The 16,752-nt window shown below is 36.6% G+C and carries 18 protein-coding genes, 1 other RNA gene and 2 pseudogenes; 3 read left to right on the forward strand and 18 right to left on the reverse strand.

Going from position 1 to position 16,752, the window contains the following annotated elements; translation table 11 throughout:
- Positions 1-9 precede the first annotated feature (9 nt).
- The 3 genes from IGJ49_RS09215 to IGJ49_RS09225 form a co-directional block, all read right to left on the reverse strand.
- Positions 10-1,125: a sodium ion-translocating decarboxylase subunit beta gene (locus IGJ49_RS09215; RefSeq protein WP_034691433.1), complete on the reverse strand. Its 1,116-nt coding sequence runs from the start codon at positions 1,123-1,125 to the stop codon at positions 10-12.
- A gap of 72 nt (positions 1,126-1,197) precedes the next feature.
- Positions 1,198-1,593 carry an acetyl-CoA carboxylase biotin carboxyl carrier protein subunit gene (locus tag IGJ49_RS09220; protein ID WP_023519913.1) on the reverse strand — a complete coding sequence of 132 codons (396 nt, stop codon included), beginning with the start codon at positions 1,591-1,593 and terminating at the stop codon, positions 1,198-1,200.
- A gap of 19 nt (positions 1,594-1,612) precedes the next feature.
- The gene (locus IGJ49_RS09225) at positions 1,613-1,933 is read right to left on the reverse strand and encodes a hypothetical protein (RefSeq protein WP_023519914.1); all 321 of its coding nucleotides are present in this window, start codon (positions 1,931-1,933) and stop codon (positions 1,613-1,615) included.
- 399 nt (positions 1,934-2,332) lie between these two features.
- Here IGJ49_RS09225 and IGJ49_RS09230 point away from each other — a divergent pair, with 399 nt between their 5' ends.
- From IGJ49_RS09230 to citG, 3 genes and pseudogenes are all read left to right on the forward strand, one after another.
- Positions 2,333-3,679 (forward strand): CitMHS family transporter, encoded by a 1,347-nt coding sequence (locus tag IGJ49_RS09230; protein ID WP_023519915.1) that lies wholly within the window; start codon positions 2,333-2,335, stop codon positions 3,677-3,679.
- A gap of 244 nt (positions 3,680-3,923) precedes the next feature.
- Positions 3,924-4,620, forward strand: a pseudogene (locus tag IGJ49_RS09235) (GntR family transcriptional regulator).
- Complete coding sequence (gene citG, locus IGJ49_RS09240; RefSeq protein ID WP_438723220.1) at positions 4,613-5,509, forward strand: triphosphoribosyl-dephospho-CoA synthase CitG; 897 nt, start codon at positions 4,613-4,615, stop codon at positions 5,507-5,509. Before IGJ49_RS09235 ends, citG begins: the two are co-directional and overlap by 8 nt.
- On the opposite strand, the gene IGJ49_RS09245 is transcribed toward citG, so the two are convergent.
- From IGJ49_RS09245 to IGJ49_RS09315, 15 genes and pseudogenes are all read right to left on the reverse strand, one after another.
- Positions 5,464-6,192, reverse strand: a complete 729-nt coding sequence (locus tag IGJ49_RS09245) for a response regulator transcription factor (protein ID WP_023519918.1) — start codon at positions 6,190-6,192, stop codon at positions 5,464-5,466. The genes citG and IGJ49_RS09245 overlap by 46 nt on opposite strands.
- 304 nt (positions 6,193-6,496) lie before the next feature.
- Positions 6,497-6,864, reverse strand: a transfer-messenger RNA (tmRNA) gene (ssrA, locus tag IGJ49_RS09250).
- Between the two features lie 227 nt (positions 6,865-7,091).
- Positions 7,092-7,379: a putative quinol monooxygenase gene (locus tag IGJ49_RS09255; RefSeq protein WP_023519920.1), complete on the reverse strand. Its 288-nt coding sequence runs from the start codon at positions 7,377-7,379 to the stop codon at positions 7,092-7,094.
- Positions 7,380-7,400: 21 nt separating this feature from the next.
- Positions 7,401-8,039: a nitroreductase family protein gene (locus IGJ49_RS09260; protein WP_010735080.1), complete on the reverse strand. Its 639-nt coding sequence runs from the start codon at positions 8,037-8,039 to the stop codon at positions 7,401-7,403.
- A gap of 31 nt (positions 8,040-8,070) precedes the next feature.
- Positions 8,071-8,475 (reverse strand): MarR family winged helix-turn-helix transcriptional regulator, encoded by a 405-nt coding sequence (locus IGJ49_RS09265; RefSeq protein ID WP_019724433.1) that lies wholly within the window; start codon positions 8,473-8,475, stop codon positions 8,071-8,073.
- 285 nt (positions 8,476-8,760) lie between these two features.
- The gene (locus IGJ49_RS09270; protein WP_023519921.1) at positions 8,761-9,024 is read right to left on the reverse strand and encodes a hypothetical protein; all 264 of its coding nucleotides are present in this window, start codon (positions 9,022-9,024) and stop codon (positions 8,761-8,763) included.
- 140 nt (positions 9,025-9,164) lie between these two features.
- Positions 9,165-9,653, reverse strand: a complete 489-nt coding sequence (locus IGJ49_RS09275) for a GAF domain-containing protein (RefSeq protein ID WP_010735077.1) — start codon at positions 9,651-9,653, stop codon at positions 9,165-9,167.
- An 85-nt stretch (positions 9,654-9,738) separates the two neighbouring features.
- Positions 9,739-10,446: an acetolactate decarboxylase gene (gene budA / locus IGJ49_RS09280; RefSeq protein WP_010735076.1), complete on the reverse strand. Its 708-nt coding sequence runs from the start codon at positions 10,444-10,446 to the stop codon at positions 9,739-9,741.
- 265 nt (positions 10,447-10,711) lie between these two features.
- Positions 10,712-10,984 carry a Fic family protein gene (locus IGJ49_RS09285; RefSeq protein ID WP_309296175.1) on the reverse strand — a complete coding sequence of 91 codons (273 nt, stop codon included), beginning with the start codon at positions 10,982-10,984 and terminating at the stop codon, positions 10,712-10,714.
- 272 nt (positions 10,985-11,256) lie between these two features.
- Positions 11,257-11,433 (reverse strand): hypothetical protein, encoded by a 177-nt coding sequence (locus IGJ49_RS09290; RefSeq protein ID WP_010735074.1) that lies wholly within the window; start codon positions 11,431-11,433, stop codon positions 11,257-11,259.
- A 320-nt stretch (positions 11,434-11,753) separates the two neighbouring features.
- Positions 11,754-12,880: pseudogene (locus tag IGJ49_RS09295) on the reverse strand (IS3 family transposase).
- Positions 12,881-12,936: 56 nt separating this feature from the next.
- Positions 12,937-13,122, reverse strand: coding sequence for a hypothetical protein (locus tag IGJ49_RS09300; protein ID WP_023519925.1), 186 nt, complete (start codon positions 13,120-13,122; stop codon positions 12,937-12,939).
- A gap of 271 nt (positions 13,123-13,393) precedes the next feature.
- Complete coding sequence (locus tag IGJ49_RS09305) at positions 13,394-14,308, reverse strand: hypothetical protein (protein WP_051093541.1); 915 nt, start codon at positions 14,306-14,308, stop codon at positions 13,394-13,396.
- 485 nt (positions 14,309-14,793) lie between these two features.
- Positions 14,794-15,279 (reverse strand): hypothetical protein, encoded by a 486-nt coding sequence (locus IGJ49_RS09310; RefSeq protein ID WP_438723226.1) that lies wholly within the window; start codon positions 15,277-15,279, stop codon positions 14,794-14,796.
- A 71-nt stretch (positions 15,280-15,350) separates the two neighbouring features.
- Positions 15,351-16,604, reverse strand: coding sequence for a hypothetical protein (locus tag IGJ49_RS09315; RefSeq protein WP_438723228.1), 1,254 nt, complete (start codon positions 16,602-16,604; stop codon positions 15,351-15,353).
- Between the last annotated feature and the right edge of the window lie 148 nt (positions 16,605-16,752).

A 16,752-nucleotide genomic window follows, 5' to 3' on the forward strand; every position in this document is an offset into this window, starting at 1 on the left:
TCTCCTTTCTTATACCAATAAGGCGAGCAATAAGCCGCCGGCAATCACTGAAGCAATCTGACCAGATACATTGGCTCCAGCTGCGTGCATCAAAATAAAGTTCTGTGGGTCTTCTTCTGTTGCCATTTTCTGAATGACGCGACTAGACATTGGAAAAGCAGAGATTCCTGCTGCTCCGATCATTGGATTGATTTTCTCTTTTCGGAATAAATTTAACAATTTAGCAAACAATACTCCACCGATCGAGTCCATAATGAAAGCAACCAGCCCTAGACCGATAACCATCAACGTATCGATCTGTAAAAATTCTTCATACTGCATTTTGACCGAAATGGCGATCCCTAATAATATGCTGATGAGATTGACTAACTCATTCTGAGCAGTGATCGACAAACGATCCAATACCCCACATTCTCGTAACAAATTTCCAAACATCAAAAACCCAACAAGTGGCAGAGAGACAGGCGCAATCAAACCAGCGACGACTGAAATAACTAAAGGAAAGAGGATTTTTGCTGTTTGCGACACTTCCCCTGCACGATAATTCATTCGAATACGTCGCTCTTTTTTAGTCGTCACAGCTTTGATCGCAACTGGCTGAATGATTGGCACGAGGGCCATATACGAATAGGCAGCCACCATGATGGCACCCATATATTTCGAATTCAACGTGTTCGCGACAAAAATGGAAGTTGGTCCATCCGCTGCTCCGATGATGCCAATAGAAGCTGCATCATTCAAATCAAAACCTAATAGGATCGCTACGATGATCGTAAAGAAAATCCCAAATTGTGCGGCGGCTCCAAAAAGTAATAAAAATGGATTTTGTAACAAGGGACCGAAATCGATCATTGCACCAATACCAATGAATAATAAGAGCGGAAATAGCTCCGTCGTAATCCCCATATCAAACAAAATTTGGAACGCGCCGGCCTCACCACCGGCACTCAGCACACCTGAATTAGGGAAATTAACTAAGATCGTACCTAACCCCATCGGTACGAGTAACGTTGGTTCATATTCTTTTTTTATCCCAAGGTACATGAGGACTCCGCCAATCACCATCATCACGATGCGTCCCGGCTCTTGCCCCATGCCAATAACTCCTTCAATAAGTGTTTCCACAGATGTCACTTCCTTTTACTTAATACTGAATACCAAGAGTCACCAAAATGACTCTACTCTCAAAGCGAACATTTAACTAATCGTGATAAGTGGATCACCAGGATTCACCATTTCTCCTTGACTGATATGAATTCCAGTCACTTGACCAGCTTTTCCAGCAACAATTTCATTTTCCATTTTCATCGCTTCTAAAATCATCAAAGGTTGATTGATTTCCACTACCTCCCCAACTGTAACTAATAAACGAGAAATCGTGCCTGGCATCGGCGAAGTCATCGCATCCGCTCCCGCTCCGACTGAGGATTTCGTTTCTGGTACAGTTGTTGAGACCTCTGATGGTATGACCGCTTCAACTGGTGTAGATCGTTCTGGTGTTGGAACTGGATTCGTTTGCGGACTTCCACCGATTTCTTCCATTTCCACTAAATATTCTTTTCCATCAATTGAGATTTTGAATTTCCGCAACATTTTTTCTCCTCCAAAACATTTATTTTTTGGCTATTTTTCGTATAATAAACTGACTATTTGGATTGACTCCCGCTGCTACACCTGTAGCAATCAGTGAAACCAAAATTGCTTCCGGATTTCTCTGCTTGATTTTTTTGATAATGAATCGACTCTCCGGATCATATTCTGCTGCTAAACTTGCAGCTACCACGCTGACAAGCTGAATATCAGCTGGCGCAGCATCAATATATGCAGGAACCGGTTTCATTTTTTCTGGCTTTTCATTGTCTCTTTCTACTATTGTGGGATTGGGCTTCACTGCTGGTTGTTGCTTCTTTCTTCGTTTTGTAAACAGCCACATACTTCTTGCTCCTTTCTTCTTTTCTGTCCTTATTTTTATTATAGGATGATTCAACCAATTATGTTTTCCAAACTGATATAAGATTGTTTTTTTGTTGTTTCTTTTTCTTGAATCAGGCAAAAAAAGCAATACAAACATTGATATAAAAGCTTTTTCCAATGAATTAATGTTTTGTTAAGGTACTATTAAGCATTCGATAAGATTAGGTAGACCAAATTGTTTTTTTCATGTTCTTTTTTCTTACTTCATCTATCTTCCCTTTAAAATATTGCTTATCCTAGAGTCGTCAAGGAGGCGTCAATTTTAGAAACACACAACTCTTTCTGTCCTAAGAATAATTTTCTACCCATCTAATTTTAATACCGCTTACAAACAATGCAATCAGAAAAGGAGAAGCGTATGTTACTAACCGTTTTATCTTATGCAATGATCATTATCTTCATGTATGTCATCATGAAAAAGAAAATGTCCCCTTTTACTTCCCTTGTGGTTATTCCACTTTTATTTACCTTAATTGCAATGATTTCTGGTGCTTCAAAGAAAGGAAATATTGGCGATTTTGTATTAGAAGGCATCAAAACAACTTCAAATACAGGAATCATGCTATTATTTGCCATTTTATATTTTTCAATCATGTTAGACGCTGGTCTATTTGATCCAATCACTAAAAAAATGATTTATTTTGCCAAAGGCGATCCGATGAAAGTTTTAATGGCAACTGCGATCGTTGCCGCAACCGTTTCGCTGAATGGCGATGGGACAACGACTACGTTGATTTGCTGTTCCGCTTTTATTCCTATCTATAAAAAATTAAACATGAAAATGATGAACTTAGGGGTATTGATCATTCTTCAAAATACCATCATGAATCTATTACCTTGGGGTGGACCGACCGCTCGAGCGATGGCAGTATTGGAAGTCGATGCGGATATCTTGTCTTACCTAGCTCCTGGAATGATCTTGTCTTTGCTTTATGTCATTTTTTTCGTTGCACGCCGGATGGGAAAACAAGAACGTGACCGTTTAGGTATTACCCAATTATCAAATGAGGAAATTGAAGAAATCACTAAAATCACCGATCCTGAAACAGTCAAAATGCGCTGTCCTAAAAATTTTGTATTCAATGGGATACTCACGATCGTGTTGATTGCCTGGTTGGTTGCAAGCTCGTTTATCTCTTCGATTGCCTTACCACCTCTTTTATTATTTTTAGTAGGAACATGCATTGCCTTAATGGTCAATTACCCTAATCTAAAAGATCAATCCGCCCGTATTGGTGCAAATGGTGGCGATGCAGTGCAAGTCGTGATTTTAGTTTTTGCAGCAGGAGTTTTCATGGGGCTTTTCCAAGGTTCCGGTATGGCTGAAGCACTCGCGAATAGCTTTACTTATCTCATTCCAAAACAACTAGCAGGATTCTGGGGATTAGTCATTGCGTTGATTTCAGCGCCCGGTACTTTCTTTATTTCAAATGACGGTTTTTATTTCGGTGTATTACCCGTTTTAGCAGAAGCCGGACATACCTATGGCTTTACGAATATGCAAATGGCTCTCGCCTCTTTGATGGGTCAAGCCTTCCATTTGCTCAGTCCTTTAGTCGCTTTTATCTATCTTTTGTTACGTTTGACCGGATTGGATATGGGGAAATGGCAACGAGAAGCTGGAAAATATGCCTTGGGTATTTTTACTATTTTTGTCGTCACAATTATTCTTTTTGGCTATATGCCATTTTATATTTCCCAATAAAAACAACCGTCTAAAGTAGATGTCCACTCTGAGAAGTGCTCCGTAATAGTAGAAAACAATTGATCCTCTCTTTTTCGATGTTACGGAACAATTTCTCAGAGATTTCCAGACGGACACTTTATTCCGATTTGTAAAATAAAAGTCACTCACATTTTAGTCATTTCTCATGAGGCGAAGGATAAAGCATGATAGACTTATTCATTGACTTAGTTTTTTATAGCAAAAGTAGAAATGGGGAGAAGAAATGAACAAGGTTGTTGAAGCATTACGTAAAAATTTGGACCTCACACAAAATAAGACATTGAATGTGCTTATTTATGAAGCGTTTCGTAAAACGATCATTCTTGGCGATATCCCTGCCAATACGCGGATCAACGAAAAAGTCTTAGCCGAAGAATTGAATATCAGCCGTACACCTATTCGCTTAGCAATGAAACAATTAGTCAATGAAAAATTGGTTGAACACGTACCCAAAAATCGGCATCGTCGTCAAAGGTATCCGCATAAAAGACGCTTACGAAATCTATGATATCCGTAAATCTTTAGATACACTTGCCACGATCAAAGCAATGAATCAGATGACAAAAGAAGATTTCATTGAGCTGAAAGAACTATTATTACGAGGCGAAAGCTATAATCAAGCAGATCAAACAGAAAAAGTCTTGCAAAATTTTTCGGACTTCAATACGTTCATCTATGAAAAAAGCCAAATGCTCCGTTTAAAATCCATTGTCTTAGAGTTACAAGCTTACCTCGTTTATTTTCGCGATATCGCCATTCGTTCATCCAGACGCAGGGATAAAGCCCTTGAAGAACATTGGCTGATCTATCGCGGGATGCAAACAAAAAATGCAGAACAAATCACTTTGATCACCCACGAGCATTTAGATCGTTCATTACAATTTATTTTAGCTGAAATGGAGCGTAGAAAAATTGACTGACCACAAACTGATCGGTACGATCTCACAGGCTGCACAGCACGCTTTGTTTTACGAAGTAGCATTAAGTCCAAAACCAGGATTAGTCGATCCTATTTCAAATGGCGCGCATACAGATATGGATTTTCAGACTTTTCAAATAAGTATCCAAACCTTAACACCTTTTTTTCAAAAATATATCGCATTAGGTCTTACCCATAAAGGAAACACAAAATCATTATTTGAACAGCTAAGGCAGACTGGATATCAAGCAGAGCAAGCAATGCTTGACGCAACAAATGACATCAACACACATAAAGGAGCGAATTTTTCGTTTGCAGTCATCTTGGGCGCGATCGGTTGGCACATGCAACAGTGTTTTATCCAAAGACTTCCATTAAACGCCAAACAGACGGAGCAAATTTTAAAGCTTACCGGAGAACTGACCCATGATTTGATCAAAGAGGATTTTCATGATTTAGCGCGGAAGACACAGCGTACACATGGGGAAGAGCTTTTTTTGGTGCATGGTATTTCAGGTATTCGTGGCGAAGCTGCTCAGTGTTATCCCAGTCTTGCTTCCATTCTTCTTCCCTACTTACGTTCAGCAAACTATCATGCGCCCGATGAAGTCTTTCTACGTGCCTTGGTTTTATTGATGAGCGAAATCGAAGACGGGAATATACTTCACCGAGGCGGTATTCAGGAGTGGCAAAAAGTACAACAAGAGACAAAAAAAATTCATCAAGCAAAGCTTCCACGGAAGCAGCTACTTGATGAATTAACGATCTATGATCAACGATTGACCAAACGCAATCTAAGTCCTGGTGGTGCAGCAGATTTACTTTCATTAGGTATTTTTTTCGCTCAATTAGAAGGATTACTTTCTTTACCAGAGGGTAAGAAAATATAACCAAGTCCTCTAACCGTTCTGAGGTACTGGACATTTTTTGGATCATCTTCGATTTTGTTTCGTAAGTGATTGATAAAAACCATAATGGTATTGGCATCCAGCTCACTGTCATTCCAAACACTTTGATAAATTTGTTCCTTTGAAAAAACCTGTTCGGGATTTTCTATAAAGAATTGCATCAGCTTGATTTTTTTTGAAGACAACTCAATGGATTTGCCTTTTTTATATAAACGATAAAGCGCTTTGTCAAAGCAAAAATCACCTATACTGATTTTATTTTTTTTGCACTTTGTCGTTTGTTCTTTAAGTACGTTGTGTCTGTCCAAAATAGCGAGAACTTGCGCCTTTAGCAGTGTCGGATTGAATGGTTTAGTGATGTAATAATCTGCTCCCATCTCCAATCCAGTGATAATTTCAATCTCATTTTGTTGTTCGGTAAAAAAAACGATGGGAGAAAGACTGTCTTGCTCTCGGATGAGTTGAACAATATGGTAGCCATCTGTTTGATGGGCTAAACGAATATCTAAGAGATATAGATCAAAAGTCACTCTAGACATGATATCCAGTGTTTTTTCGACGCAATCACTTTGATAGATCAATACACCAGCTGGTTGTAAGGCCTTCCAAATCATTCTTCTAAATGTTAGATCTTCATCGATCGCCAATATCTTCTCATTTCTCATTTTCTTTCCTCCTGCCTAGAGCATCCATAGGTTAAAAAATACACTATGACCTGTATTTTACTTATTCAAGTAAAAAAAGTAATTGATCATAATATCACAATTCATCCTCCAACTCTATTATACGCAAAGAAACGGTGATTTTCCGACTTCAAAAAAGAAAATACAATATAAAAACATTTTTGACCTGGATTTTGACCTAGATAAATTTTCATAAAAGCAAGAACAACTGAAAACTGAAAACTAAAAACGCTAAAATCCTTCATAAAAAGGATTCTAGCGTTCAGCTAAATCGTGTGATTTCTCCGAATGGAGACGGCGGGAGTCGAACCCGCGTCCAAACACATCGCCACTTAAAAATCTACGTTCATAGTCAACTCATTTAGAGGTTCGCTTTACAGCTTGCCGAGTGACAGGCATTCTGTATCGCTAGTCTGATGTTCTCTTTTTCAACTTACAGACGGAAAGTTGAAACGTATCCCACTAAAGTTAGGACCCTTACTCGAGCACATGGGCGATGCCGAGAGGATCTACGCTAACTGTTTTTAGGCAGCTAAAGCGTAAGAGTTGTTTTCGTTTTTAGCAGTTATATTTAACTGTAACGTTTTAGCGTAGACGTAACCTACGAAACGCAATTCAAGCTCGAACTGTGCCTGTCGAATCCGTAACGTCCCCTTAATAAAATGGGTTACGGTATTTTCAAGATACTTACATAATATACCATATATGTAGTTTTTTTTCAATATGGTTGTTTGCTTTTCGAGTAGATGCTTCACTTCTTGAGCGAAGCAAGAAAGGTCTTAGGGATGAATAGACATCAGACTTTTCTTGCTCCCTCTTAAAGTGAACGTTCTTTCTACTTTAGCTGCTTCGATCGTAAAAGAACGTGTCAGCGAATCCTTTTAAGCAAGTGTTTTCGCGACATTCAATTCTGTTTCTTTTTCTGCATATTCAGGCATATTTTTGAACAATTGTTGCAACAATGGACTTTGGTTATGTCCTTCGATTGCTTGTTCGTCACGCCAGTTTTCAACCATCACAAAGACATTTACTTGTTCCGTTGACTCATACAATTGATAACTCAAGCAGCCATCTTCTTTTCTAGTCGCTTCGATCAATTGTGTCGCTTCTTCTAAAAATTCAGCGCGTTTTGCTTCTTTGATGGTAAATTTTGCATTGATGATGATCATTCGTCCGTCTCCTTTTTCTTTCTATTTGAAAGAAGTGATTTTTTCTGAAGCTAAACGAACAGATTCGTAGCCTTGATCGACTGCTTTACCAACTGACAAGATCATTACAGGGACATAACGTTCTTTGTCCAAATCGAAAGCTTCGGCTAATTGGTCTGCTTCAAATCCGCCGATTGGATTTGTATCATATCCATGGCTACGTGCAGTTAACATAAATTGCATAGCTGCTAAGCTTGAATCGATCTTCACTACGTCATTCATTTGTTCACGTGTGAAATTTTTGTAATAAGGAATGATCGCTGCTAGTTGTTCGTCACGAACTTCTGCTGGCATTTTGCCTTCTTCCACAGCTTGATCATAGATTTCTTCTCCGTATTCATAGCAATTCATATCACCAAAAATCAAGACCATGGCAGATGATGTATCATTTTGTTTTGTGTTGAAACGGATCAATGGTTTCAATTTCGCTTTTGCTTCTTCGCTTTCAACTACTACAAAGCGCCAAGGTTGTAGATTCACAGAAGATGGTGCTGTTGTTGCTTCTTGGATCATTTCCAACATTTCTTCATGAGGGATTTTCACATTTTCATCGTACACACGGATTGATTTTCTGCCAAAGACGATATCAGAAAAATCATTGTTTGCTAGAGTTTTATTCATTACTTAACCGCTTCTTTCTTCGTTTTGATTTTTAGTATAATTTATCTAGTAATTTAGTCAGTTGATCGATTTCTTCATCTGATAGCGAAACACACAGGGAGTCATCTGATTCTTGATGATTTTTTTCACACTCGGTCAATTCATTCACTGCTTTATCGGACAAAGAAACGAATACTTCACGATTATTGTTCTCATTTCTTTTTCTGATCACATATCCTTTTTGTTCTAATATCTTTAGATGACGTGAAATAGCTGCCAAATCGATTTTTAAATCGCTCTGTAACTTATTTTGCAAACATTCCCCGTTTTCTTGTAAGAACATCAAGATCTCGTACCTCGTTAAACTAAATCCAGTTTCTTTTTCAAATAAAGCTGTTCCTTCTTGACTGATGATTTTTATCTGATAAAGCAATTGACTTAACTTTCTCAGCTCCATAATGTTGCCTCCTACTATCTTTGACTAATCAATTATTGACTTGTCAATAATATAAATCATTTACTTCCTTTTGTAAAGTAAAAAGAAAAAGAAGCAAGTTAAAAGTTATTTTCCCTTTTAACTTGCCCCTTCTTCAACTGTCTGTATTCGAGTATTCTATTTCTTAACGATTATGTATGAATGTTCAATTGCTTCTATTATGTATGCAAATTAAAGGAAGTCTGATAATTAACAATAGCTTATTCAAATCAGACTTCCTGCTAGGCGATAGGCGTATTCATCACTTTAAGATACCATTGCTTGTGTATACAGCTTGGTTGGTGACTGAAAGACCTGTTCAACGGGACTCAACTCAAAGATATCTGTATATTTTGCGACAACTTTCCCACATTTCTCTAGAATATCTAAGTGATCTGTACGATCATATTCCTCTACACTCATAATCACACAGTTTTCTAATTTTCCAATTACTTCTCCGACTACTTTATTTTTGATGCCGATTGGATAACATACATATTTTTGTCCTAAAACGATTGTTTCGCTTGTCATAACTCATTCTCCTCTTGGTTCTTTAATATTTTATAAAATGATAATAAAATTAAAATTAGATTATGAAAACAAAAATATTCAATAAATTAAAAAAAGTTGAAAAAAAGTGATCAAACACCTTTTTTCAACTCTTTTTCATTTTATTTCATAACATTTACAGGAAAATCACCTAACAATAACTCAACATATTGTTCCAAAAATTCTTGATCTAAAGCATCGTAGCCCTCGGTCACACCACAATCGATATCAAGTACTCCGATCAATCGACCTTCTTTGATCATAGGTACTACGATTTCAGATTGTGCGGCTGAATCACATGAAATATAATTTTCATGGGTTTTCACATTCGCAACGATCAATGTTTTTTGTTTTTCTGCTGCTTCGCCACAAACACCTTTTCCCATTTTGATACGGGTACATGACACTCTACCTTGGAAAGGGCCTAAAATCAATTCTTGTCCATCATATAAATAATAGCCGGCAAAGACTGTTTGAGGTAATGTTTCATTCAATAATGCAGAGGAATTAGCTAAATTGGCCAACCAGTTGTCTTCTGCTTCTAAAAGTCCTTTTTGTTGGAGTAGCAAAATTTCATAAGCATCTCTTTTTTCTTTTTCTGTCCATAACATCCAAAATCACTCCTTCTATGCCCAAAATTATAGCCTAATTCAAGGAGCAACGCTATGGTTTTATTTTTGTTTCTTAATGACTAGATCATTCTGCTTGCTCGATTTCAGCAGCTAGATCTGCATAGTCGATTTCATTTTGGATAAAAGTCGGATCATTCGTCGGAAAATGTTGCACCAAAGATTCCATTTGACTGATTTCTACTGTTCCTTGCGACACAGTAAAATCGAGGATATGCCCTCCAAATGTTTTCTCATCGTCAATAAAATGCAAATGGAAGCCTGCAGCAGCCACCCCTTGAAATAATTCCGGTGTATAAAACCCAACAATTGTCCCTTGAATATCTGATCGATGAAACTCTGGCTGGGATTCTGAGATCTTCGCTAAGCGTCGATATGGTTTTTCTTGTTTTGGCATGATCCGGATATGCATATCTTTAAATAAACCGCTGATCTTGACTGCTAAAAAGAGATTTTTCCCTGCTTCGTCCTTCAAGATTTTTTCTTTTAATGCTTCGCTAGATAGATGTTGGACTGTAAATGAACGGTCCGCTGAAAATGCAGTGATTGCCGCATAAGGAGTGGACTCTTCTCCGGACAAATGGATCAATGCACCATCTGATCTACCTTGATAGGCTTCACCGTCTAAAAATATCACTTCGCCGTCTAACCCATGTAATGTTCCAAGACCTAGTGTACCGTACTTCAAGACCCCCGCAATGGAAGTAGTCCCGTCCATCAGTCCCGCCATTAGCGCACCTAATGTACCATGTTGATATAATACTTTTTCTGTCATCTGAACATCCCCTTAGTAAAATTGGTCTGGTAATGTTAATTCGTTTCTGATTCCGATTAAATCAGCGTTTTTCTGCCATATCTTTGTCTATTTTCGAATATGAGTATGAAATGAGCATGGTTTTTTGACAAGTATGGGCAAGCTAATTTTGAGGTTTGGTGTAGATATACTCTTCCTATATTTTTGAAAGGTCTGCTAAAAGTTTCTAAAATTAGTTGATTTTCACTAAAATTTTATCGACCAATTGTTCCAACTTCTTGATATCTCAATGAACAGTCCCATCCAGAGATAAATTATAAATCTCATCATCAAGTTCAACATTAAATTCCGAATCATAACCCTTAGCTAAGCCTAGGGATCGAATCACTTCACGCTGAGTCCTCCCATTTCCTTCACGAAAAGGGTGCAAATAATTTTCATTAGCTAATATTGACGCTAAATGCCTAATAACTTTGTCCCTTGTATTTGCATTCTTATAATAATCTTGAATTAAAGAGTTCATATATGACTCAGCTGTTCCAAACGATTGCATCGCCATAAAAGCATGCTCTTGTTTTGAAATGTTCCCTTTCCAGTACTACCCTGCCCGCTAGTACAAATCTTGAAAAAGAAACTCATGAATTTTTAGTATATCTTTCATTGAATGAACTTCAATCGGTTGTGCAATTAATTTTAAGATTTGAGAAGCAACCATTCTGTATTCTGCTTGTTGCAATTTTTCAAAGTCTTACTCATCAAGTTTATTTATTGATACTTTTGAATTTGGGGAAGTATAAATATTATCAGGATCTTCATATTGTTTTCTAGCCATTATGAAATACCTAATACAATGGCTTCTTCACGCAATCGAATAACCTCTTTTACTTTGGGAATACAACCTTCAATCATATTTGTACTGATTGCATACCAAACACTTTTGAATAGTCGAAAACTATCGAATTTCACGCCCATAATAGTCAATTCTTCTTTGTTTACATCTAAAGTCATTAGCTTATCCTCCCTTATGTTCTTCTTTGATTATAGCATTTTTTAGCTTAAGATTCCCGTCATCTATTCGAAAAACACATAACAGTTAAAAGAAATGGTTAGTTTAAATATTCGCGATCATTACAAAATTCAAAAATGAAAACACTGTTCATCATAGGTTCTAGAATTATACTAAATATTTACTTTTCCTAAATAATATTAAGCTTATTACTTAGTTCATTTTTTTCAAATAAGTTCCAATAAAATGATTTACCAATAAATCATTTTGTGATAGATATTGGATTTGAGTCAATATCTTGGACATATTTTAGTAGAGACTGCTAAGACATTTTCTCTGTTTCTAAATCTTCAAACTCCTGTGGAGTTAAGTAATGAATCGAACTATGGATTCGATTACGATTATAAAATCCTTCAATGTAGCTAAATAAAGATCGATTCGCTTCTTCGAAGTCTGAGTAAGTCGTTGTGTATACTTCTTCTTTTTTCAATGATGCATGGAAGGACTCAATTCCTGCATTATCATATGGTGTTCCTTTGCGACTATAGGAATGCCTTATTTTATTGTTTTCAAGCCAATTTTCCACTTCGATTGCTGTATATTGACTACCTAAATCAGTGTGTAGAATCATTCCTTCTGGAATGTAGTACCGTTGCTTTGCTTGATTGAATGTTTGTAACACACAATCGACAGTCATTCGTTTAGAAAATGTATAGCTAATAATCTTTTTCATGTGTAAATCCATAATCGAAGATAAGTAACACCAACCATTTTTCTTAGTTGGAATGTAGGTGATGTCAGCTACCCATTTTTCACAGATAGTTTTAGTAGAAAAGTCCTGATTTAAGATGTTCTCTTTTAAAAAAACCGGCTAAACAGGCCGTTGAGGTCTGTATTTCTTAACCACAATTGACCTTAGATTTAATTGTTTCATCAGTTTTTGTACATGATTAAGAGATACTGAAATTCCTTATTTTAGCAACACTTGATGGATTTTTGTTGAACCATATCTCTGTTTATGATCAAAAAAGATCGTTGAAATCTTCTTTTTCAATTGGTTATTTCTGACTTCTGTAGCTGTTAACGATTTATTTTTATAAAAATAGTAGACACTTCTAGGAATTTCTAATAACCGACACAACAAAGAAACAGTGTACTCCTTACACCATTTTTCAATGAATCGAACAAGTGACTTTAGGTCTTTCGAGAGAATATGGCTGCGGCTTTTTTTAATATTTCAAGTTCCTCTTTCAAACGAGCATTTTCTTTTCTCAAATCAGCCGCTTCTTTTCCGGTCAGTCCTGTGGACTGATTTGGTAAATATAAATTTTTCCATTTGTAAATCGTTGCTTCAGATAAGCCATATTCTTTCGCCAATCCTCGAACAGAACGTCCAGTTTGATTCAGCTCAACAATCATCTGTTTGAAATTTTCTTCGTATCGGGTCATAAAATCCATCCTCTCGTAGATAAGTTTAATTTATTTCTGGCTCTACGAAAAGATGTCTAAGATTTGATACTAACACCAGTAATTGAACGCATTGTTGTCTTATCAGCAACTGGATTTGCATTTGTATCTGCATGGGCAACTGGAACATTGATTACAGCTTGACCAACAACTGGACCACCCAAAACGAGCAGTGCAGAGCATGCAAGCAAGTGATTCAAAACTTTTTTCTGTTTTTTCTTCATAAAAAACTCTCCTAGTATTTATAATTAAATGTAGTTTGTCTTATTTGTCTATACAGGCCCCACGAACGAAAAAGACTACACCAGAGAACACAAACAAGACATACTGTTTTTTACAATATTATTTTACAAAAATCTCCCCCCTCTGCGCACAACTTGTTCAAATTGACCAAATATTTCTTTTGAGGAATCGCGTATGTATGAAACTGCTATATTTCTCGGTAATGTCTCACTTTGAGGATAAAAAAAGCACGGAGGACTTGCCCCTCGTGCTTTACAATTCTTTACTTAGCTTTAGTAAATTGGTAAAAAACTCTGCAATTTTCATATACTCTTCTCGAGTTAATATTATCTCTAAAGCCTCTTTTTGTTTTGAGAGTTCGATTTTCATTTTCTCTACTTGTCCATAAACAAAACCTTTCTCTAGAGTATCCAGTGTCCTTTTAAATACTGACAAAAACCAATCCGAATGAAAGAATTCTTTATCGCTAATAATTTTTTTAAAAACGTTAAACTCTTTCATCCTTTTTTGTTCTAATACTGTCAGCGTAAATTGAATAAAAAAATTATCAAGAACTAATTTGGTTCTAAAATCAGTCATTTGGATATCTGTTTCTCTGAGTAATCTCAAGAAAAGGTTGGAATCCATCCGTTGTAAATTTAATTGATATTGCAAGGCCAAAAATTCAATATCAAAAAGCGTAAAAACCTCTGCTTCTTCTAGTCGCTTTAAAATTTCATTTTCAGTTGCTAATGCTTCCTCTTTTGTAACTATAGTCTGAGGATGATGCAAGAGTAATAAAGCTTGGAACATATACATGACTGATAGTTTTCCTAATGTAAAGGAGGTAGAATCAATATACTCCCTAAATCCTTTATAAACTCTTTGTGCCTCCTCAAACTCCCCAGTTTCCAGAAATTGTATGAATCGTTTGCGATAACTTACTGTCAACGAGGCATTTTCTGCTTCCATGTTTACTTCTAATGGCGATAAACAAAGTACCTCTGTTATGATTGCTAAGTCAGATAGCTTTAAATCAGCCTCTTCTTTTACAACCCTTTGGTATGTAGAAACAGACAAACCATTTTCTTTAAAAACGCGATATGGGATGTGCTTTCCCTTACGTATTTTTTCTAAATAATATCCCAAGCTTTTGTATTCTTCCAATTTTTTTTGCTCATACATCATTTTGTCCTATTCTCCCATTCTTGCACGAATTGTAAATCCTGAAATTGTACCTATGTAAAGGTTATTATATATTATACGATAAAACTAAAAAAATTCCCTCAGTAATGAAATTAGCTCTGAGGAAAGCTATTCAAACACTATAATCAAACACCCTGGGAATAAGTATTAGAATTAATACAACGAAAACCACAATGATATCATCTAAGTGTGCTGACCAAACAACTAATCCCGACAATACATATTAAAATACCAGTAATCCTTCTAGCCATAGGCTTTAAGATTCTTCTTTTCTTTTTTATTGATATTATCTGAGATTATAATAAAGTCAAAACCACCCGTTATACGGGTGGTTTTGACTATTCCTATTGAAACAAGTGGCTGGAAGCCATAAACTAAATAGAAGGTAACTCTATCTTTTTTTATCAAAAGTGAGAACTTAACAGTTTCGTATTAAATTCCTTTTGAGTAACCGTTCTTCACTTCAATTATTGGAAACTCCAATCTGGTCTTGTCATAGAAGAATGCGGGAAATCAGTTGATCCATCTTCACCAGCATGAGTAAGCTCTTCAACAACATTCACTTTAACAGTTGTCTCAACAGTCAAATCCTCCGCTACAGCAAAAGTTGCTTCATAACTGCCTGTTTTATTTGGATGAATGGTGGTATTTTTTACAACAACTCCCACACTACCTCCAATTAAATTCATAGCCTGCACACTAGCAGCTTCAATTAACTGTTGATCACTTGTTTTGCCTACTAAAATTTGAGCAACATTTTCTGCGTAAATAAAATATCTTTGAATATCATTTACTTCATTGCCATCATTCCCATTACTTTCCCCACTACTACCTGGATCTAGAGTCACATTTCCTGTAAGCCCATCAGCATTAACTACAGGCATGCTCATGCCACACCCCATGAAGACTACTGTTCCAATTCCTACTACCGCTTTTAAAATATTTTTTTTCATACTTGTAAATACCTCTTCCTTTTCCTTTTCAAGGCTCTGAAAAAAATAACATCATTGTTTTTTCCAAAGTTTTAAAAAATTTCATTTGGAAGTTGGTGTGCTCCTCCACTTCCTCCTGAGTTACCGAGGACTGTTACTTGGATTGTTTTATCTGGAACTGATGAATATCCGCCTTTTGCATCTAATACAACTGTATAGGTTCCTGGCTTGTCTTCAATTGTACTTGATTTAATATAGGGAGTATCAATTGTCATGCCCGTAGCCGCATTAATGACCGCAGCATTTGCAGCGGAAAGAATGCTATTATCATCAATTTGACCTGTTTCAACTGTAGCATCATACGCACGAATCATCCACGGACTAGGGATTGGTGTATCCGGATTTGTTTCTCCACCTCCAGATGAGTTGCCAAGGACTGTTACTTGAATTGTTTTTTCTGGGACTGACGAATCACCTTTCGCTCCTAATACGACAGAGTAGACTCCTGCTTTATCTTCGACTGTACTTGATTTGATATAAACTGGGGTTTCTATTACTTCCATTCCAGTAACTGGATTGATAACCGCAGCATTCGCAGATGAAAGAATCAAATTATCGTCGATATGCCCCGCCTCTACCACGGCATCATAAGCACGAATCACCTTTGTGCTAGGCTTTTCACCTTCTGTTCCAACAATCTTCACGTTAATTGTAATGCTAATAGTTGGATCTTCATTTATACCTAATACAACTTTGTAATCTCCAACCTCTGAACTCTTAACATCTGATTTTTTAATAATTACTTCTAGAGGAATCCCTGCCGTAGTCTTAGCTTGAGCTCCTGATTGAGCAATAATAGTTTGTTCATTTGCCTGCCCGATAGAAAAAACTACATCATTCGCAGTTAATGAATAAATACCATTTTGACCAACATCCTTTTTCTCATCTACAACGGTAATTGTCACAGTCTTTTCTAACTCTGGATCTTCAGCAATGCCTAATGTAACCTTATATTGACCAGGTACATCTTTAACGTTGCTTTGCTTCAGAATAACTTGTATATTCGGTGACTGCATCGGAATTTCACTTGCAAGAACATTCGTAGCAATAGCATGTGTAGCAGATAAAATTGAAGTTGCGTTCACAGAACCAACCTCAATCGTTGCATCTGTCGCACCAAGCGTATAAATACCATGCTGTACCAAATAGTCATCTGAAGACTTATAACCTGTCTTAACACTATCGGCACTAGCAACGGTTCCATTAGCACCTGTTAGCACCAAGCCAGACGCAAGTGCTAAACCTACAGCAACCAAATTAAAACATTTCCTCTTTTTAGTTCCCATAATTTTTCTCCTTACTTTTGATTTTGAAAAAATTTTGTACATCTATTTATACACTAAATTCCACCTAACAAAACCTAACTTGGTCAAATTGACCAAGCACTTCTTTTTTTGGAATCGCGCAAAAAAAGTATTATTCGCCAAATCTCTT

The organism is Enterococcus sp. AZ171, assembly GCF_051714005.1.
GTDB classification, from domain to species: domain Bacteria; phylum Bacillota; class Bacilli; order Lactobacillales; family Enterococcaceae; genus Enterococcus_B; species Enterococcus_B pernyi.

Coding starts and splice junctions, on each gene's coding strand:
- IGJ49_RS09220 (WP_023519913.1), bottom strand. CDS start 1,593: ATGTTGCGGAAATTCAAAATCTCAATTGATGGAAAAGAATATTTAGTG.
- IGJ49_RS09225 (WP_023519914.1), bottom strand. CDS start 1,933: ATGTGGCTGTTTACAAAACGAAGAAAGAAGCAACAACCAGCAGTGAAG.
- IGJ49_RS09230 (WP_023519915.1), top strand. CDS start 2,333: ATGTTACTAACCGTTTTATCTTATGCAATGATCATTATCTTCATGTAT.
- IGJ49_RS09245 (WP_023519918.1), bottom strand. CDS start 6,192: ATGAGAAATGAGAAGATATTGGCGATCGATGAAGATCTAACATTTAGA.
- IGJ49_RS09255 (WP_023519920.1), bottom strand. CDS start 7,379: ATGATCATCATCAATGCAAAATTTACCATCAAAGAAGCAAAACGCGCT.
- IGJ49_RS09260 (WP_010735080.1), bottom strand. CDS start 8,039: ATGAATAAAACTCTAGCAAACAATGATTTTTCTGATATCGTCTTTGGC.
- IGJ49_RS09265 (WP_019724433.1), bottom strand. CDS start 8,475: ATGGAGCTGAGAAAGTTAAGTCAATTGCTTTATCAGATAAAAATCATC.
- IGJ49_RS09270 (WP_023519921.1), bottom strand. CDS start 9,024: ATGACAAGCGAAACAATCGTTTTAGGACAAAAATATGTATGTTATCCA.
- IGJ49_RS09275 (WP_010735077.1), bottom strand. CDS start 9,653: ATGTTATGGACAGAAAAAGAAAAAAGAGATGCTTATGAAATTTTGCTA.
- budA (WP_010735076.1), bottom strand. CDS start 10,446: ATGACAGAAAAAGTATTATATCAACATGGTACATTAGGTGCGCTAATG.
- IGJ49_RS09285 (WP_309296175.1), bottom strand. CDS start 10,984: ATGGCGATGCAATCGTTTGGAACAGCTGAGTCATATATGAACTCTTTA.
- IGJ49_RS09290 (WP_010735074.1), bottom strand. CDS start 11,433: ATGACTTTAGATGTAAACAAAGAAGAATTGACTATTATGGGCGTGAAA.
- IGJ49_RS09300 (WP_023519925.1), bottom strand. CDS start 13,122: ATGAAGAAAAAACAGAAAAAAGTTTTGAATCACTTGCTTGCATGCTCT.
- IGJ49_RS09305 (WP_051093541.1), bottom strand. CDS start 14,308: ATGATGTATGAGCAAAAAAAATTGGAAGAATACAAAAGCTTGGGATAT.
- IGJ49_RS09310 (WP_438723226.1), bottom strand. CDS start 15,279: ATGAAAAAAAATATTTTAAAAGCGGTAGTAGGAATTGGAACAGTAGTC.
- IGJ49_RS09315 (WP_438723228.1), bottom strand. CDS start 16,604: ATGGGAACTAAAAAGAGGAAATGTTTTAATTTGGTTGCTGTAGGTTTA.